Raw genomic sequence first — 16,306 nt, 5'->3', positions numbered from 1 at the left:
AGGCTCTCCCTTCGCGGCAATCGGCGTGATTGCGGCAACCACGGTGATTTATGGCTGAGCCCCCGCTGAAAGGCGTCCGCGTCGTCGAACTCGCCCGCATCCTTGCCGGGCCCTGGGCCGGGCAGTTGCTTGCCGATCTCGGCGCCGATGTCATCAAGGTCGAGAGCCCCGACGGCGGCGACGACACCCGCAAATGGGGTCCGCCCTTCGTCATGGGTCATGACGGCGAGAACCTGTCGGCCGCCTATTATCATTCCTGCAACCGCGGCAAGCGGTCGATCGCCATCGACTTCTCGACCCCGGAAGGCGCCGAGACGGTGCGCCGGCTGGTCGCGACGGCGGATGTGCTGATCGAGAACTTCAAGCTCGGCGGCCTGAAGAAATACGGGCTCGATTATCAGAGCCTGAAAGCGATCAACCCACGGCTGGTTTACTGTTCCATCACCGGCTTCGGCCAGGACGGGCCTTACGCACCGCGCGCGGGCTACGATTTCATCATCCAGGCCATGGCGGGCATGATGTCGATCACCGGCGAGCCCGGCCGCGAACCGCAGAAGGCCGGCGTCGCCATTTCCGACATCTTCACCGGCCTCTATTCGGTGATCGCCATCCAGGCTGCCCTTCGCCATGCCGGACAGACCGGTGAAGGCCAGCACATCGACATGGCGCTGTTCGACACCCAGATCTCGGCGCTCGGCAACCAGAACCTGAACTATCTCGTTTCCGGCAGGTCGCCGGTGCAGATGGGCAATGCGCATATGAACATTGCCCCTTACGAAGTGCTTCCGGTCCGGGACGGCCACATCATCCTGGCGGTCGGCAATGACGGCCAGTTCGCCAAATTCTGCGCCGCGGTCGGGCTGGACGAACTGCCGGTGAGTGCCGATTTCGCTACCAATCCGGCCCGGGTCGCCAACCGTGTGGAACTTCGCGCACGCATCATCGAGGCGCTGAAGAGGAGGGATCGCGATCCGTTGCTGGCGAAGCTCGAAGCGGCAAGCGTGCCGGCAAGCCCGATCAACACGATCGGCCAGATGTTCGACGACCCGCAGACCATTGCCCGCGGCATGCGGCTCGATCTTGATGACGGCCATGGCAACCGCCTGCCCTCGGTGCGCGCGCCGATGGTGATGTCGGGCACACCGCTTACCTATGAACGCCCCTCGCCGCGTCTTGGCGAGCACACTGACGAAATCCTCGCCGAACTGGAGAAGTCTGGGAAATGAAGACCGGTGGACAACTGATCGTCGAGGCCCTCGAAGCCAACGGCACCGACCGCATGTTCTGCGTACCGGGCGAATCCTACCTCGCGGTGCTCGACGCGCTGCACGACTCCTCGATCCGCACCATCGTCTGCCGCCAGGAAGGCGGTGCCGCCATGATGGCCGACTGCCAGGGCCGGCTGACCGGCAAGCCCGGCATCTGCTTCGTCACCCGCGGCCCCGGCGCCACCAACGCTTCGGCCGGCATCCACATCGCCATGCAGGATTCCGTTCCGCTGATCCTGTTCATCGGCCAGGTCGCCAGCCACGCCAAGCAGCGCGAGGCGTTCCAGGAGGTCGATTACGTCAGGTTTTTCGGCGACATCGCCAAATGGGTGGTCGAGATCGACGATGCTTCGCGCATCCCCGAATTGGTGACCCGCGCTTTCGCGGTCGCAACCTCGGGCCGGCCCGGCCCGGTGGTCATCTCGCTGCCCGAGGACATGCTGACCAGCGAGGTCGAGGCGCCTGACGCACTTCCGCACACGCCGGTCGAGACCTATCCCGGCGGAGCCGAACTCGACGCGCTGGAAATGCTGCTGGGCAGCGCCAAGCGACCGGTCGTCATCCTCGGCGGCACACGCTGGAACGAAGACGCGGTGGCGCGGATGCGCGCTATATCCGAGGCGTGGTCGCTTCCCGTCGGCTGCTCCTTCCGCCGCCAGATGCTGTTCGACCACCTGCATCCGAACTATGCCGGCGATGTCGGCATCGGCATCAATCCGAAGCTGGCGACGGCGATCAAGCAGGCCGACGTCGTGCTTTTGATCGGAGGCCGCATGGGCGAGATGCCCTCCTCGGATTATACGCTGCTGAAAAGCCCCTATCCCGACCAGGCGCTGGTGCATGTCCATGCCGATGCCGGCGAACTGGGCCGGGTCTACCGGCCGGCGCTGGCGATCAATGCCTCGACCGCCGCCTTCGTCGAGGCCTTTGCCAAGCGCAAACCGGCCGGCACGCCGCCATGGGCGGCCGAGACAGCCAGGTTGCACGCTGCCTATCTCGACTGGTCGACGCCCCCGGAAACCGGTCCCGGCGAGGTCCAGATGGGGCCGATCATGAACTATCTGGAAAAGGTACTGCCCGACGATGCCATCCTGACCAACGGCGCCGGCAACTATGCCACCTGGGTGCACCGCTTCCATCGCTTCCGCCGCTTTGCCACGCAGGGCGCGCCGACATCGGGCTCGATGGGTTACGGCACGCCGGCGGCGGTCGCCGCCAAGGCGCTTTATCCGGACCGCACCGTGGTCGCCTTTGCCGGCGACGGCTGCTTTCTGATGAACGGGCAGGAATTCGCCACCGCCGTGCAATACGACCTGCCGATCGTCGTCATCGTCGTAAACAACGGCATCTACGGCACCATCCGCATGCATCAGGAGCGTGAATATCCAGGCCGCGTCGTCGGAACGGACCTGAAAAATCCCGACTTCGCATCGCTCGCGCGGGCCTATGGCGGCCATGGCGAGACGGTGGAGAAAACCTCCGACTTCGCGCCCGCCTTCGAGCGCGCGCGGGCCAGCGGCAAGCCGGCGATCGTCGAAATCCGGCTCGACCCGGAAGCGATCACGCCGACCCGCACGATGACGCAGATACGCGACAAGGCTTGAGGCCGGTCAGATCCTCAAGCCCAGGCTGCGCTCCCGGTCGCTACATCGCCTTTTCGATCTGGCCACGGATTTCGCCGTCCTTGTTGGCGGCCGTGTGCACGTTGACGTAATATTTGCCGGCCTCCAGATCGGCGGCCTGGGCGTCAGTCAGCGTCGCAGATCCCTTGATCGGGCTCTTCAGCTTGCCCTTGAACGGCACCACGGGGGGCGCGTTCTCGCCCGCCGCGGCCGGGCCGTGAATGTGCGCCGCGGTCGCCGGACCGCTGAGGCCGGAATATTTCACGTTCCAGCTGAGTTTCTTCTTGGTCGTGTCGAAAGTGAAAGTGGCTGTCCCCTTGCCCTTGGTGGTGACCGCCGGGCTCTGCTGGCCGCCATCGAGGGTCGCCTTATACTTCACGGTCTCGGCCATGGCCGGTGACGCGAACAGGAACGCGGTGGAAACGGCGAGCGCCGACAACGCCGGCAGGAAGGAGTGAGCGCGCATGAAGAACCTCCGATTGGATGAAGCATCCGTCGCGGCTCCCCGGCGCGCGCATGCCTCAATGCAACGGTTGGACGGCGCAATGTATCCCGGCACACGGTTTTGTGATCGCGGCGCATGAAAAAGGGGCGGTCGCCCGCCCCTTTCGATGTCAGCCGTCAAGCCGCCCGCAAGCGCTGTCGGTCGCGCCGGCGGCGCTTACTTGACCGCTTTGTCGGTGATCGCGGTCGTGTAGGCGCCGGTCGGCTCCTTGGTGATGATCTTCTGGTCGAGCAGCGCCTTGGCGGTGCGCTCGTAGGTTGCTGGATCGAGCTTGCCGTCGGCATTGTCGATCAGCTTGGCGACTTCGCTCATCATCCGCTTCTGGTGGTTCTCGTCCTGGCCACCGCCGTCCATGACGATGCCGGCGGCCTCGTCATTGTTGTCGACGGCATATTTCCAGCCCTTCATCGAAGCGCGCACGAAGCGCACCATCTTGTCCTCGAAGGCCGGGTCCTTGAGCTTGTCTTCCGAGGCGTAGAGCCCGTCCTCGAGCAGGTCGTTGCCCATCGCGGAGTAGTTGAACACGGTGAGCTGTTCCGGCTTGTAGCCGGCGTCGATCAGCTGCCAGTACTCGTTGTAGGTCATGACCGAGATGCAATCCGCCTGCTTCTGGATCAGCGGCTGCACGTCGAAGCTCTGCTTGAGAACCGTGACGCCGTCCGGGCCGCCTTCGGTCTTCAGCCCGAGTTTGTTCATCCAGGCATAGAACGGATACTCGTTGCCGAAGAACCAGACGCCGAGCGTATGGCCCTTGAAGTCGGCTTCGGTCTTGATCGGGCCGTCCTTCGGGCAAACCAGTTCCATGCCCGCCTTCTTGAACGGCTGGGCGATGTTGACCAGTGGCACGCCCTTTTCGCGCGCGGCGAGCGCGCCGCCCATCCAGTCGACGATGACGTCGGCGCCGCCGCCGGCGATCACCTGTTCGGGCGCGATGTCGGGGCCGCCCGGCTTGATGTCGACGTCGAGACCTTCGGCGTCATAGAAGCCTTTGGCCTTGGCGACATAGTAGCCGGCAAACTGAGCCTGTGTCACCCATTTCAGCTGCAACGTCACCTTGTCGGCGGCCATTGCCTGAAACGCGGCCAGCGACATTGCACCGGCCAGAACTGGAATAATCAGTCTTTTCATTTTTTTACCCTCTGAAGTTAGTGCCCTGAACCCACCGCCCCTATCCACCACGGACAGAGGGATGCCAAAACGTGACTGCCCTTTCGACAAGGGCGACCACACCATAAAAGACCGAACCCGCAAGGGCTGCAACTGCGATTTCGGCCCACACCATGTCGATGTTCATCCGCCCGACCTCGGTCGAGATGCGGAATCCCATGCCCACGACCGGCGTGCCGAAGAACTCGGCGACGATGGCGCCGATCAGCGCCAGCGTCGAGTTGATCTTCAGCGCGTTGAAGATGAAGGGAGCGGCGGCCGGCAGCCTGAGCTTGATGAGCGTCGGCCAGTAACCCGACGCATAGGTGCGCATCAGGTCGCGTTCCATATGCCCGGAGGCGGCAAGGCCTGCGACCGTGTTCACCAGCATCGGGAAGAAGGTCATGATGATCACGACAGCCGCCTTGGACTGCCAGTCGAAACCGAACCACATGACCATGATGGGTGCCACGCCGATGATCGGCAGCGCCGAGACCATGTTGCCGATCGGCAAGAGCCCGCGCCGCAGGAACGGAACGCGGTCGGCGAGGATGGCGGTGATGAAGCCGGCACCGCTGCCCACGACATAGCCGAACAGCACTGCCTTGAAGATGGTTTGCCGGACATCGGCGCCGAGCACCGGTAGCGAACTGGCGATGCGCACACCGATGGCGCTGGGCGGCGGCAACAGGATGAAGGGGATACCGGCGCCCCGCGTTACCGCCTCCCAGATGATCAGGATCCAGGCACCGAAGATGGCGGGGATGACCAGACGCAACGCTGTGCGCAGCCAGCCCGCTATCGGGCGAAGTCCCGACAACACCGCGACGCAACGCCAGCCGAGCAGCCATGCGGCTGTCAGCAGCAGGAAATACGGCGCCAGCGCGCTACCCTCGAACCCTGTAATGCCCGAGATCAGCAGCCAGGCGACGAGATGGGCGCCGATGAACAGAACCACGGCCTCGGCAACCGATGGCATCCGGACCATCGAGATCAGCGCCGCGACCACGGCAAGGCCGAGCATCAAGCCCTTCGTTCCCAGATAGGGATAATTGATGCTGGCCGTCGGATCGGCGAGCGCTGCCGCTTCGGGTTTCGACATGGCGCCAAGCGCGACCGCGATCAGGCAAAGCACGATTGCCAGCACCGCCTGCCAGGAAGGTTTCAGCCAGTTCATGCCGGCCTCCCGCCCATGGCGCGGTCGACGAGGCGACCGGCAATGCCGACCACCATGACCAGCAGTGCCGCCACGATCGAGCCCGCCACCAGCGCCGACCAGATGTCGATCGACTGGCTGTAATAGGCGCCGGCGAGAAGCTTGGCGCCGATGCCGGCGACCGCACCGGTCGGCAGTTCGCCGACGATGGCGCCGACAAGGCTCGCCGCCACCGCCACCTTCATCGAGGTGAAAAGGAACGGCACCGAGGCCGGCACACGCAGCTTCCAAAAGGTTTGCGAACGGCTGGCATTGTAGGTGTGCATCAAATCGAGATGCATCAGTTCGGGCGAGCGCAGGCCCTTCACCATGCCGACCGTCACCGGGAAGAACGAAAGGTAGGTGGAAATCATCGCCTTCGGGATCAACCCGGTGACGCCGATAGCCGCCAGAACGACGATGATCATCGGCGCCACCGCCAGGATGGGAATGGTCTGCGAGGCGATGATCCACGGCATCAGGCTGCGGTCGAGCGTCGCCACATGCACGATGCCGACGGCAATGACGATGCCGAGCGCCGTACCGAAGGCAAAGCCGAGCAGCGTCGAGGACAGCGTCACCCAGGCATTGTAGACGAGGCTGCGGTTCGAATTGATCGGCCGCAGGAACGTGTTCTCAAAAAAATTCACCGCCACCTGGTGCGGCGCCGGCATTGTCGGCTTGGGCTGCGACAGCGTCTTGCCGATGAATTCGACCGTGCCTGGGGTCGTGTTGGCGCGAGTATCTAGATCGCGCTGGAACGGCGTGTTGAGAATGACGGCGAAGACGTACCAGAGCACGACCACGCCGGCGAGGATCGAGGTGACGGGAACGAGTTTCGAACGGAAGGTGTCCATTAGCCGAGCCCTTCTCCTCTCCCCCATGGGGAGAGGGTGGCCGGAGCGAAGCGAAGGCCGAGCACCTTCGCGTTCGTCATCCTAGGGCGGAGCGACGCGAAGCGTCGCGCAGACCCTAGGATCCATTCCGTGACGTCGATCGAGTGGTGTAAGCGGTAGGGCAAATTCCCCTTCAAAGGCACAGCGGAGGGTGCATCGTTTTGCACCGTCGCGGGGGGGAGAGGTAACGGCATGGATCCTAGGGTCTGCGCCGCGTCGCTACGCTCCTTGCTTCGCCCTAGGATGACGAAATCGCGGGGGGCGGCTCCCTTTGTAATGGCCGCCGCGCGCCTGACCTGCCCTAGGATGGCGAAGGCGTAGGGCGCTCTCCGGCGAGGGCGCTCAGTCATCATAGCTATGCCCTGCCCGCAGCCCGTCGCGCACCCTGGCCGCGATCGCCAGGAACTCCGGCGTTTCACGGATATCCAGCGGCCGCTCCTTCGGCAGCGTCGATTCGATGATGTCGCTGACGCGGCCCGGCCGCGGCGACATGACGACGATGCGCGTCGAGAGATAGACCGCCTCGGGGATCGAGTGGGTGACGAAGCAGATCGTCTTGTCGGTGCGCGCCCACAATTGCAGCAGCTGCTCGTTGAGGTGGTCGCGCACGATCTCGTCCAGCGCGCCGAAAGGTTCGTCCATCAGCAGCAGGTCGGCGTCGAAGGCGAGCGCACGCGCGATCGAGGCGCGCTGCTGCATGCCGCCGGAAAGCTGCCAGGGGTATTTCTTCTCGAAGCCACTGAGGTTGACGAGGTCGAGCGTGCGCTTGATGCGCTCACCCTGCTCGGCCCTGGACAGGCCCATGATCTCCAGCGGCAGCGCCACATTGCGCTCGATGGTGCGCCATGGAAACAGCGCGGCCGCCTGGAAGACATAGCCATAGGCGCGTTTCTCGCGCGCCTGTTCCGGTGTCATCCCGTTGACCGATATCGTCCCCGAAGTCGGCTTCTCCAGATCGGCGATGACGCGCAGCAGCGTGGTCTTGCCGCAGCCGGACGGGCCGATGAAGGAGACGAACTCACCCTTGCCGATCGTCAGGTCGACATTGGACAGCGCCTGTACCGGCCCGTCATTAGTCTGGAAGGTGAGGCCAAGTTTGCTTGCCGAAACGACGGCTGGCGAAGTTCCCGTCATCGGCGGCCGCCTGCCTTGTCCCGCCCTTGCGGCGCCGGCCGGATTCCGATTGCTTTTATCGCGACGTTGTTTTCCACTCGCCCAGTCCCATTGAATTTATCCCACTCGATTGACGCCCGGAGTTTCCCCGATGTCGCCCAAACCCACTTGTCATCTTATCCGCCCTGAAAGCACTTATGAAGGCAAGCAGGGTTTGACCTATTTCGCCGGTATTGCAACGGAATCGGTCGGCTCTTCCGGCATCTGCATGCATGTGCTCACCATGCCGCCCGGCGCCCGCGCCAAGGCGCATCTGCACGAGAACCATGAAACCGCGATCTATGTGCTCTCCGGCGAGGTCCATACCTGGTACGGCGACAGGCTGGAACACCACATCGTCGTCAAGGCCGGCGACCTCTTCTACATTCCGGCCGGGGTGCCGCATCTGCCGGCCAATCTGAGCAACGCCCCGTCCTCGGCGGTCATTGCCCGGACCGATCCCAACGAACAGGAAAGCGTCGTCCTGCTGCCGGAACTGGATGCGCTGGTCGCCTGAGGCTGACGGGACCGCCGTCATTTGCACAGGGCGACTTCTCCCATCACATTGCCGTCCTCGTCGGCGATCGTCAGCTTCTTGGCGTTCTTCGCGCTGCGCTTGATGGTGAACTGCGTGGGCGTCTCGCCCTCCTCGCCTTCCGCCTGGCAAGTCGCTTTGACCAGCAGCGACCCGTCGGCCTGGGTCTTCTTATCGGTAAAGGTGCAAGCGCTCGCCACGGTGACGAATGCCTCGCTGGTCAAAAGCAGCATATCCTCGGCATAGACTTGCTGGCCGGCCTTGTTGATACAGCCGGACTTGTTGCCATAAGGCTTGGTGAGGTCGATGCCCGCGGCCACCGCGTGGCCAGCCGCGAGAACAACGACCGCGGTGAGAAAAAGCCCCGCGCGCCTCACTTCAGACCCCGGTCGCCGGAATGCCCGTCCGCTCGACCTTGCGCGGCGCGGTGATCTCCTTCCAGGTCGACAGCGCCCGGTTGACCGCCGCATTCGGCTCGCGGCCGACGAACTGGCCGTGGCCGGGCTTGGCCTTGACCTCGGCTTCCTCGATCGACAGTTCGCCGCGCGAGAACACGAAGCGCGGCAGGCCGGTCACTTCGACACCTTCGAACACGTTATAGTCGATGACCGACTGCTGCTTTTTGGCCGAAATCGTCTTTTTGCGCTTCGGGTCCCAGACGATGATGTCGGCATCCGCGCCTTCGACGATGGCGCCTTTTTTCGGATACATGTTGAGGATCTTGGCGATGTTGGTCGAGGTCACCGCGACGAACTCGTTCATCGTCAGCCGGCCGGTGTTGACGCCCTTGGTCCACAGCACCGGCATGCGGTCCTCTAACCCGCCCGTGCCGTTCGGAATCTTGGTGAAATTGCCGACGCCGAAGCGCTTCTGGTCCGTGGTGAAGGCGCAATGGTCGGTCGCCACCACCTGCAGCGAACCCGCCTGCAGGCCGGCCCAAAGCGAATCCTGATGCAGCCTGTTGCGGAAGGGCGGGCTCATGACGCGGCGCGCCGCATGGTCCCAGTCCTTGTCGAAATACTCGCTCTCGTCCAGCGTCAGGTGCTGGATCAGCGGCTCGCCGAACACGCGCATGCCCTTCTGCCGCGCACGGCGGATCGCCTCGTGGCTCTGCTCGCAGGAGACATGCACGACATAAAGCGGCACGCCGGCCATGTCGGCGATCATGATGGCGCGGTTGGTCGCCTCGCCTTCCACTTCCGGTGGCCGCGAATAGGCGTGGCCCTCGGGTCCGTTATTGCCGGCCGCGAGCAGCTTCTGCGACAGGGCCGCAACCACGTCGCCGTTTTCGGCATGCACCAGCGGCAGCGCGCCGAGATCGGCGCAGCGCTGGAACGAGGCATACATCTCGTCGTCATCAACCATCAGCGCGCCCTTGTAGGCCATGAAGTGCTTGAACGAGGTAATGCCCTTGTCGACGACGGTGGCCATCTCGTCGAACACCTGCTTGCCCCACCAGGTGATCGCCATGTGGAAGGAGTAGTCGCAGGCGGCCTTCGAGGTCTTGTTGTCCCACATCTGCAGGGCTTCGAGCAGCGATTGCTGCGGCGCCGGCAGGCAGAAATCGACCACCATGGTGGTGCCGCCGGCGAGCGCCGCCCGCGTGCCGGATTCGAAATCGTCGGCCGAATAGGTGCCCATGAACGGCATTTCGAGATGGGTGTGCGGGTCGATGCCGCCCGGCATCACATAGCAGCCGGTGGCATCATACTCATGATCGCCATGCAGGTCTGAACCGATGGCGACGATCTTGCCGTGGCTGAACAGCACATCGGCCTTCCAACTGCGGTCGGCGGTGACGACGGTGCCGTTCTTGATGACTTTGGTCATTTTCTTGTTCCCTTGTTCTCTTCGCGCTTCTTGGTGAGCGGCGTTTGGAAGGTCGTTTTCTAACTTCACTCCACGATGACGGCTGTCTCCACCACAGCGTGGAACAGCACGTCAGCGCCGGCCGAAGCCCATTCCTTTGTGATCTCCTCGGCCTCATTGTGGCTGAGCCCGTCGACACAGGGGCACATCACCATGGCCGTCGGCGCGACGCGGTTGATCCAGCAGGCATCGTGACCCGCGCCGGAGACGATGTTGCGATGCGTGTAGCCGAGCCGTTCGGCGGCATCGCGGATTGCCTTGACGCAGCCCTTGTCGAAGGTCACCGGATCGAAATGGCCGACCTGTTCGATCTTGTATTTGATATCCAGCGCCTCGCAGATCGTGTCTATGCCCTCGCGGATGCGGCCGTCCATGGCGTCGAGCACCTCCTTCTCCGGCGAGCGGATGTCGATGGTGAAGACGGTGCGGCCGGCAATGATGTTGCGCGAGTTGGGATAGACCTCCATGTGGCCGACCGCGCCCACGGCGTCGGGCTGGTAGTCCATGGCGATCTCGTGCACCAGTTCGATCACGCGGGCCATGCCGAGCCCGGCATTGCGGCGCTTGGGCATCGGCGTCGAGCCGGTATGCGCTTCCTTGCCGGTCAGCGTCACCTGCAGCCATTTCAGGCCCTGGCCGTGCGTGACGACGCCGATGTCGATATCTTCGTCCTCCAGGATCGGCCCCTGTTCGATATGCAGTTCGAAGAAGGCATGGATTTGGCGCGCGCCGACCTTTTCCGTGCCCTTCCAGCCGATGCGCTCCAGTTCCTCGCCGAATTTCTTGCCGTTCTTGTCGGTGTGCGCGTAGACGTCCGCCTGGTCGAGCACGCCGGCGAACACGCCCGATGCCATCATCGCCGGCGCGAAACGCGCGCCTTCCTCGTTGGTCCAGTTGGTAACGACGATTGGGTGCTTGGTCTTGATGCCGAGATCGTTGAGCGAGCGAACGACTTCGAGCCCGCCGAGCACGCCCAAGACGCCGTCATACTTGCCGCCGGTCGGCTGCGTATCGAGATGGCTGCCGACATAGACCGGCGGCAGGCTGGGATCGGTGCCCTCGCGGCGGGCAAACATCGTGCCCATCTCGTCGACGCCCATTTCGAGCCCGGCCGCGTCGCACCAGCGCTTGAACAGATGCCTTCCCTCGCCGTCCTCGTCGGTCACGGTCTGGCGATTGTTGCCGCCGGCAATGCCGGGGCCGATCTTCGCCATCTCCATCAGCGAATCCCACAAGCGGTCTGAATTGATTCGCAGATTCTCGCCGGGTGCGGCCATTCAAAGTCCTTCCATTTCATGGTCCGGGCGGCTGACGGTTCCCATCGCCAGCCGCCCGGATAAAGCCAAGTCTAGTCGATCGAGCGCAGCACTTCGCGCACATGGTCGATCAGTTCGTTGATCTGGCCCTTGGTGATGATCAGCGGCGGCGACAGCGCGATGATGTCACCTGTGGTGCGGATCAGCGCGCCGCGTTCGAACGCTTTCACGAAGGCCGAGAACGCACGCTTGGTCGGGCTGCCGGCGATCGGCGCCAGCTCAATCGCGCCGATCAGGCCGATATTCCTGATGTCGATGACATGCGGCTCGCCCTTCAGCGAATGCAGCGCGTCTTCCCAATAGGGAGCCAGTTCCTCGCCACGGGTCAGCAGGCCCTCTTCCTTGTAGGTGTCGAGCGTGCCGAGCGCCGCAGCGCACGCAATCGGATTGCCCGAATAGGTGTAGCCGTGGAAGAACTCGATCATGTGCTCGGGGCCGGTCATGAAGGCGTCGTGGATTTCCTTCTTCACGAACACCGCGCCCATCGGGATGACGCCGTTGGAGACGCCCTTGGCGGTGGTCATGATGTCGGGCGTGACGCCGAAATAATCCGCCGCGAACGGCGCGCCGAGGCGGCCGAAACCGGTGATGACCTCGTCGAAGATCAAAAGGATGCCGTGCTTGGTGCAGATTTCGCGCAGCTTCTCGAGATAGCCCTTCGGCGGCAAGATGACGCCCGTGGAGCCGGCGACCGGTTCGACGATGACGGCAGCGATGGTCGAGGCGTCATGGAGCGCAACGATGCGCTCCAGCTCGTTGGCGAGCTCCGCGCCATGCTCCGGCACGCCCTTCGAAAAAGCGTTCTTCTCCGGCAGATGCGTGTGCGGCATATGGTCGACGCCGCCGAGCAGCGTGCCGAACATCTTGCGGTTGGTGACGATGCCGCCGACCGAGATGCCGCCGAAATTGACGCCGTGATAGCCACGCTCGCGGCCGATGAGGCGGGTGCGCGCGCCCTCGCCGCGTGCGCGGTGATAGGCGATCGCCATCTTCAGAGCGGTGTCGACCGATTCCGAGCCGGAATTGGTGAAGAAGACATGGTCCATGCCCTTGGGGGCTATATCGACCAGGCGGTTGGCCAGTTCGAACACGATGGGATGGCCCATCTGGAAGGCCGGGGCGTAGTCGAGCTCTGCGGCCTGATGCTGGATCGCCTCGGTGATCTTCGGCCGGCAGTGGCCGGCATTGACGCACCACAGGCCCGCGGTGCCGTCCAGCACCTTGCGGCCGTCGCTGGTGGTGTAGTGCATGTCCTTGGCGGACACGAACATGCGCGGCGCCTGCTTGAACTGCCGGTTTGCCGTGAACGGCATCCAGAATGCGCTGAGATCGTTCGGCGTGACTTTCAGCCGGTTGGACATGACCAAGACTTCCCCTTGTAACCTGTTTCGGTGCGTCCAACGCTTGGTCTTTGCCGCGCTTTCATGCTACGCAAATTTTGACCGATTGGACAAACGTTAGCACCGCCCTGTCGGCGGTCAAGGGATTACTAGCGGAAATGCGGCACCGGAAGCGCGTTCCACAGGCTGGGGAAAAACTGGTCCAGAGAATTGGTCCAGACGACCTTGAACACGAGGTTTGGCAACGCGAGGGCAAGCAACGGTGACCGCCAGCACGGAAGCCCCTCGCCGCACCCGCATCCAGCAGGAAAAGCGCGAACTCATCCTGGAAGCAGCACTTGAAGTGTTCTCCGCCAACGGCTTCCGTGGCTCCACCATCGACCAGATCGCCGAAGCCGCCGGCATGTCGAAGCCGAACCTGCTCTATTATTTCCGCCGCAAGGAGGACATTCACGAGACATTGATGGAGCGGCTCCTCGAAACCTGGCTGGCGCCGCTGAGGGAACTCGACGACATCGGCGATCCGATGACCGAGCTCAGGAGCTACATCAGGCGCAAGCTGGAAATGGCGCGCGATTTTCCCCGCGAGAGCCGGCTGTTCGCCAATGAGATCCTGCAAGGCGCGCCGCGCATCATGCCGCTGCTGGCGGGCGAACTGAAGACGCTGGTCGACGAGAAGGCATCAGTCATCAAGGGCTGGATGCGCGCCGGCAAGATCGCCCGCACCGATCCCTGGCACCTGATCTTCTCGATCTGGGCAACGACGCAGCATTATGCCGATTTCGACGTCCAGGTCCGCGCCGTGCTGGGACCCAACCGCGGCGGCGACGGCCGCTTCGAGGACGCGGCGCGGTTTCTGGAGCAGTTGTTTCTGGATGGGCTGAAGCCGAAGGGCTGACAGCGCCACCAGTGATTCAGGCGCTGCGCCGTTCGGACGGCAATTCATCGAGCAGTTTTTGCAGCTTGGCGATCGAATTCTGCTCGGCGAGCGGCGTATAGACGACCAGCCGCATGTCCGAGCCGTCGTCGATCGACAGGCTCATATGTTCGAATGCCATGGCGCCGGCGACGGGATGCCGGACATGCTTCACGCCGGTCAGCTTGCGTGCCACGTCGCGCCGCGGCCACCAGTCGCGAAACTCGGGGCTCGAGCGCATCATCAGCGCGATCAGCCGGTCGAAATCGGGATTGCCGACATATTTGGCGCTTTCGGCGCGAAACGAGGCGAGCACGATGTGGGCAAGCTCTTCCCAGTCGACCAGCAGGTGGCGATGGTGCGGGCTGGTGAACACCATGTGGACGATGTTTCTGCAATCGCCCTCCAGCAGGCCATAGTCGCCGAACACCGCCACGGCCGCGTCGTTCCAGGCAAGAACGTCCCAACGCCGGCCGACGACATAGGCGGGCTGCAGGACGAGGCTTTGGAGCATGTGCAACAGGGGACCATCGGCCTTCTCCGGCGTCGCCACACGGCGCTCGGGCTGCTGGCGGCCGGCGAGGATGAACAGATGCCGCTTCTCGACGGCGTCGAGACGCAATGCCTCGCAAAGCGCCGAAAGCACTTCCACCGAAGGCCGTACATCCCTGCCCTGTTCGAGCCAGGTGTACCAGGTGGTGCCGACACCGGCGATCATCGCCACCTCCTCACGCCGCAGACCAGGCGTGCGCCGTCGCGGCCCCGTTGCGATGCCGGTGGCCGATGGCGTCAGCCTTTCCCGGCGCGAGCGCAGGAAAGCGCCGAGTTCGCGCCGGCGGCTTTCGTCGGCTGACTGGCTCGAGGCGGCGGCGGTGGATGCGTTCATGGCCGCCATTATAGCAGTATTGATACCAGGATAAAGTTTGAACTGTTTGGGGTCGCCGAGGCGTCCCATCTTGTGTGCGGAGCAGCAACAGGAGGCTCTGAACATGGAATTGAAAGACAAGACCGTTCTCATCACCGGATCGACCGACGGCGTCGGCCGGGTCGTGGCACAAAGGCTCGGCTCCGCGGGCGCACGGGTGCTGGTGCATGGCCGCGATGCGTCGCGTGGCAAGGCTGTTATCGCCGAAATCGAAGCCGCTGGCGGCACGGCCGAATTCTTCGCGGCCGATCTCGCTTCGCTGGCCGAGGTTCGACGCCTCGCCGAGTTCGTGCGCGGCAGGACGAGCCGCCTCGACATCCTCATCAACAATGCCGGTGTCGGCACGGCCGGCGACAAGCGGCAGACAAGTGCCGATGGCCACGAACTGCGCTTCGCCGTCAACTATCTCGCCGGTTTCCTGCTGACGTCGGAACTTCTGCCGCTACTGAAGGCAAGCGCCCGAGCGCGGGTCGTCAACGTCGCGTCCGCCGGCCAGCAGGCGATCGATTTCGACGACGTCATGTTGAGCCGCGGCTATAGCGGCGTGCGTGCCTATTGCCAGAGCAAGCTGGCGCAGATCCTGTTCACCATCGATCTGGCCGAGCATCTGAAAGGCACCGGGATCACCGTCAACGCGCTGCATCCGGCGAGCTACATGAACACCACCATGGTCCGCCAGGCCGGCGTGACGCCATGGAGTTCGGTCGAAACCGGCGCCGAAGCCATCTTGAACCTTGCCACCTCGTCCGCGCTCGAAGGCCGCAGCGGCCTCTATTTCGACGGCCTGCGTGAATCCCGCGCCGACGCCCAGGCTTACGATGCCGAGGCAAGACGAAAATTACGAAGCCTGAGCCTCGACCTTGTCGGGCTGGCCTCCACCAAAGCGAAGGAAGAACAGTCATGACCGAACACACAGTCATCATCGGCGGCTCGTCCGGCATCGGCCTGGCGACCGCACGCAAACTGCTCGGCCCCGGCATGAAGGTGACCATCACCGGACGCAACCAGGACAAGCTGGTCGGTGCCTGGAAAACCCTTGGCGGCGCCGCCGACAAGGCCGCCTTCGACGCTTCGAAGCCGGATGAGGTGCGCCGGTTCTTCGAGCGCCTCGGGCCGTTCGACCATCTCGTTCTGGCGGCGAGCGGCGGCAAGGGCCTTGGCCCCTTCCAGACCCTCGACCTCGCCGACCTCGGCGGCGGCGTCGACGAAAAGGTGCGGCCGCAGCTGTCCTGCCTGCAGGCCGCCCTGCCGACCTTGAACAAATCGGGATCCGTCACCTTCATCTCGGCCGTATCGGCGCAGGTCGCGATGCCGGGCGTTGCCGGAATCGGCGCCATCAACGGCATGCTGTTGACGGTGGCGCCGATCCTGGCGGTGGAATTGAAGCCGCTGCGCGTCAACGTCGTGGCGCCCGGCGTCATCGACACGCCGTGGTGGGACTTCCTGCCCGACGATCAGAGGCAGGCGGTCTTTGCTGATTATGCCGGCAAGACACCCGTTGGCAGGATCGGCCGCGCCGAGGATGTCGCCTCGGCAATAGCCTTCCTGGTCTCCAACGGCTTCATGACCGGCCAGGTGCTGACCTGCGATGGCGGCCTGCGGTTCGCCGCCTAGCTTCGCC

The 16,306-nt window shown here is 63.9% G+C and carries 16 protein-coding genes; 6 read left to right on the top strand and 10 right to left on the bottom strand.

Annotation, left to right across the window (positions count from 1 at the left end; genetic code table 11):
* Positions 1-50 precede the first annotated feature (50 nt).
* Together FJ967_RS13510 and FJ967_RS13505 are read left to right on the top strand one after the other, a co-directional pair.
* On the top strand, positions 51-1,226 hold the full coding sequence (locus FJ967_RS13510; protein WP_140732315.1) for a CaiB/BaiF CoA-transferase family protein: 1,176 nt from the start codon (positions 51-53) through the stop codon (positions 1,224-1,226).
* Positions 1,223-2,872 (top strand): thiamine pyrophosphate-binding protein, encoded by a 1,650-nt coding sequence (locus FJ967_RS13505; RefSeq protein WP_140732314.1) that lies wholly within the window; start codon positions 1,223-1,225, stop codon positions 2,870-2,872. The genes FJ967_RS13510 and FJ967_RS13505 overlap by 4 nt, the downstream gene beginning before the upstream one ends.
* A 40-nt stretch (positions 2,873-2,912) precedes the next feature.
* Here FJ967_RS13505 and FJ967_RS13500 read toward each other — a convergent pair whose 3' ends face one another.
* The 5 genes from FJ967_RS13500 to FJ967_RS13480 all read right to left on the bottom strand — a co-directional run bounded on the left by FJ967_RS13500 (position 2,913) and on the right by FJ967_RS13480 (position 7,766).
* Positions 2,913-3,356, bottom strand: a complete 444-nt coding sequence (locus tag FJ967_RS13500; protein WP_140732313.1) for a CHRD domain-containing protein — start codon at positions 3,354-3,356, stop codon at positions 2,913-2,915.
* A gap of 195 nt (positions 3,357-3,551) precedes the next feature.
* On the bottom strand, positions 3,552-4,523 hold the full coding sequence (locus FJ967_RS13495) for an ABC transporter substrate-binding protein (RefSeq protein ID WP_140732312.1): 972 nt from the start codon (positions 4,521-4,523) through the stop codon (positions 3,552-3,554).
* A 40-nt stretch (positions 4,524-4,563) separates the two neighbouring features.
* The gene (locus FJ967_RS13490; protein ID WP_140732311.1) at positions 4,564-5,718 is read right to left on the bottom strand and encodes an ABC transporter permease; all 1,155 of its coding nucleotides are present in this window, start codon (positions 5,716-5,718) and stop codon (positions 4,564-4,566) included.
* Positions 5,715-6,593, bottom strand: coding sequence for an ABC transporter permease (locus tag FJ967_RS13485; RefSeq protein WP_140732310.1), 879 nt, complete (start codon positions 6,591-6,593; stop codon positions 5,715-5,717). The genes FJ967_RS13490 and FJ967_RS13485 overlap by 4 nt, the downstream gene beginning before the upstream one ends.
* A gap of 381 nt (positions 6,594-6,974) precedes the next feature.
* The gene (locus FJ967_RS13480) at positions 6,975-7,766 is read right to left on the bottom strand and encodes an ABC transporter ATP-binding protein (protein ID WP_140732309.1); all 792 of its coding nucleotides are present in this window, start codon (positions 7,764-7,766) and stop codon (positions 6,975-6,977) included.
* 130 nt (positions 7,767-7,896) lie between these two features.
* Here FJ967_RS13480 and FJ967_RS13475 point away from each other — a divergent pair, with 130 nt between their 5' ends.
* Complete coding sequence (locus FJ967_RS13475; RefSeq protein ID WP_015317160.1) at positions 7,897-8,301, top strand: cupin domain-containing protein; 405 nt, start codon at positions 7,897-7,899, stop codon at positions 8,299-8,301.
* Positions 8,302-8,318: 17 nt separating this feature from the next.
* Here FJ967_RS13475 and FJ967_RS13470 read toward each other — a convergent pair whose 3' ends face one another.
* The 4 genes from FJ967_RS13470 to FJ967_RS13455 all read right to left on the bottom strand — a co-directional run bounded on the left by FJ967_RS13470 (position 8,319) and on the right by FJ967_RS13455 (position 12,865).
* Complete coding sequence (locus tag FJ967_RS13470) at positions 8,319-8,696, bottom strand: hypothetical protein (protein ID WP_140732308.1); 378 nt, start codon at positions 8,694-8,696, stop codon at positions 8,319-8,321.
* A 1-nt stretch (position 8,697) separates the two neighbouring features.
* Positions 8,698-10,149: a dihydropyrimidinase gene (gene hydA, locus FJ967_RS13465; RefSeq protein WP_140732307.1), complete on the bottom strand. Its 1,452-nt coding sequence runs from the start codon at positions 10,147-10,149 to the stop codon at positions 8,698-8,700.
* A 65-nt stretch (positions 10,150-10,214) separates the two neighbouring features.
* Positions 10,215-11,465, bottom strand: coding sequence for a Zn-dependent hydrolase (locus FJ967_RS13460; RefSeq protein ID WP_140732305.1), 1,251 nt, complete (start codon positions 11,463-11,465; stop codon positions 10,215-10,217).
* 71 nt (positions 11,466-11,536) lie between these two features.
* Positions 11,537-12,865, bottom strand: coding sequence for an aspartate aminotransferase family protein (locus FJ967_RS13455; RefSeq protein WP_140732304.1), 1,329 nt, complete (start codon positions 12,863-12,865; stop codon positions 11,537-11,539).
* Positions 12,866-13,106: 241 nt separating this feature from the next.
* Between FJ967_RS13455 and FJ967_RS13450 the strand changes: the two genes are divergently transcribed.
* The gene (locus FJ967_RS13450) at positions 13,107-13,742 is read left to right on the top strand and encodes a TetR family transcriptional regulator C-terminal domain-containing protein (protein ID WP_140732302.1); all 636 of its coding nucleotides are present in this window, start codon (positions 13,107-13,109) and stop codon (positions 13,740-13,742) included.
* Between the two features lie 16 nt (positions 13,743-13,758).
* On the opposite strand, the gene FJ967_RS13445 is transcribed toward FJ967_RS13450, so the two are convergent.
* A complete protein-coding gene (locus tag FJ967_RS13445) occupies positions 13,759-14,646 on the bottom strand; it encodes a helix-turn-helix transcriptional regulator (RefSeq protein ID WP_140732300.1) in 888 nt (295 codons plus the stop codon).
* A gap of 103 nt (positions 14,647-14,749) precedes the next feature.
* Here FJ967_RS13445 and FJ967_RS13440 point away from each other — a divergent pair, with 103 nt between their 5' ends.
* Both FJ967_RS13440 and FJ967_RS13435 read left to right on the top strand, forming a co-directional pair.
* Positions 14,750-15,589, top strand: a complete 840-nt coding sequence (locus tag FJ967_RS13440) for an SDR family NAD(P)-dependent oxidoreductase (protein ID WP_140732299.1) — start codon at positions 14,750-14,752, stop codon at positions 15,587-15,589.
* Entirely contained in the window at positions 15,586-16,299 is a 714-nt protein-coding gene (locus FJ967_RS13435; RefSeq protein ID WP_140732297.1) for an SDR family oxidoreductase, read from the top strand. The genes FJ967_RS13440 and FJ967_RS13435 overlap by 4 nt, the downstream gene beginning before the upstream one ends.
* The last annotated feature ends 7 nt before the right edge of the window (positions 16,300-16,306 follow it).

Source organism: Mesorhizobium sp. B2-3-4 (assembly GCF_006442315.1).
Classification (GTDB): Bacteria; Pseudomonadota; Alphaproteobacteria; order Rhizobiales; family Rhizobiaceae; genus Mesorhizobium.
The sequence above is the reverse complement of the archived record's forward strand: the minus strand, read 5'-3'. Positions and strand labels throughout refer to the sequence as shown.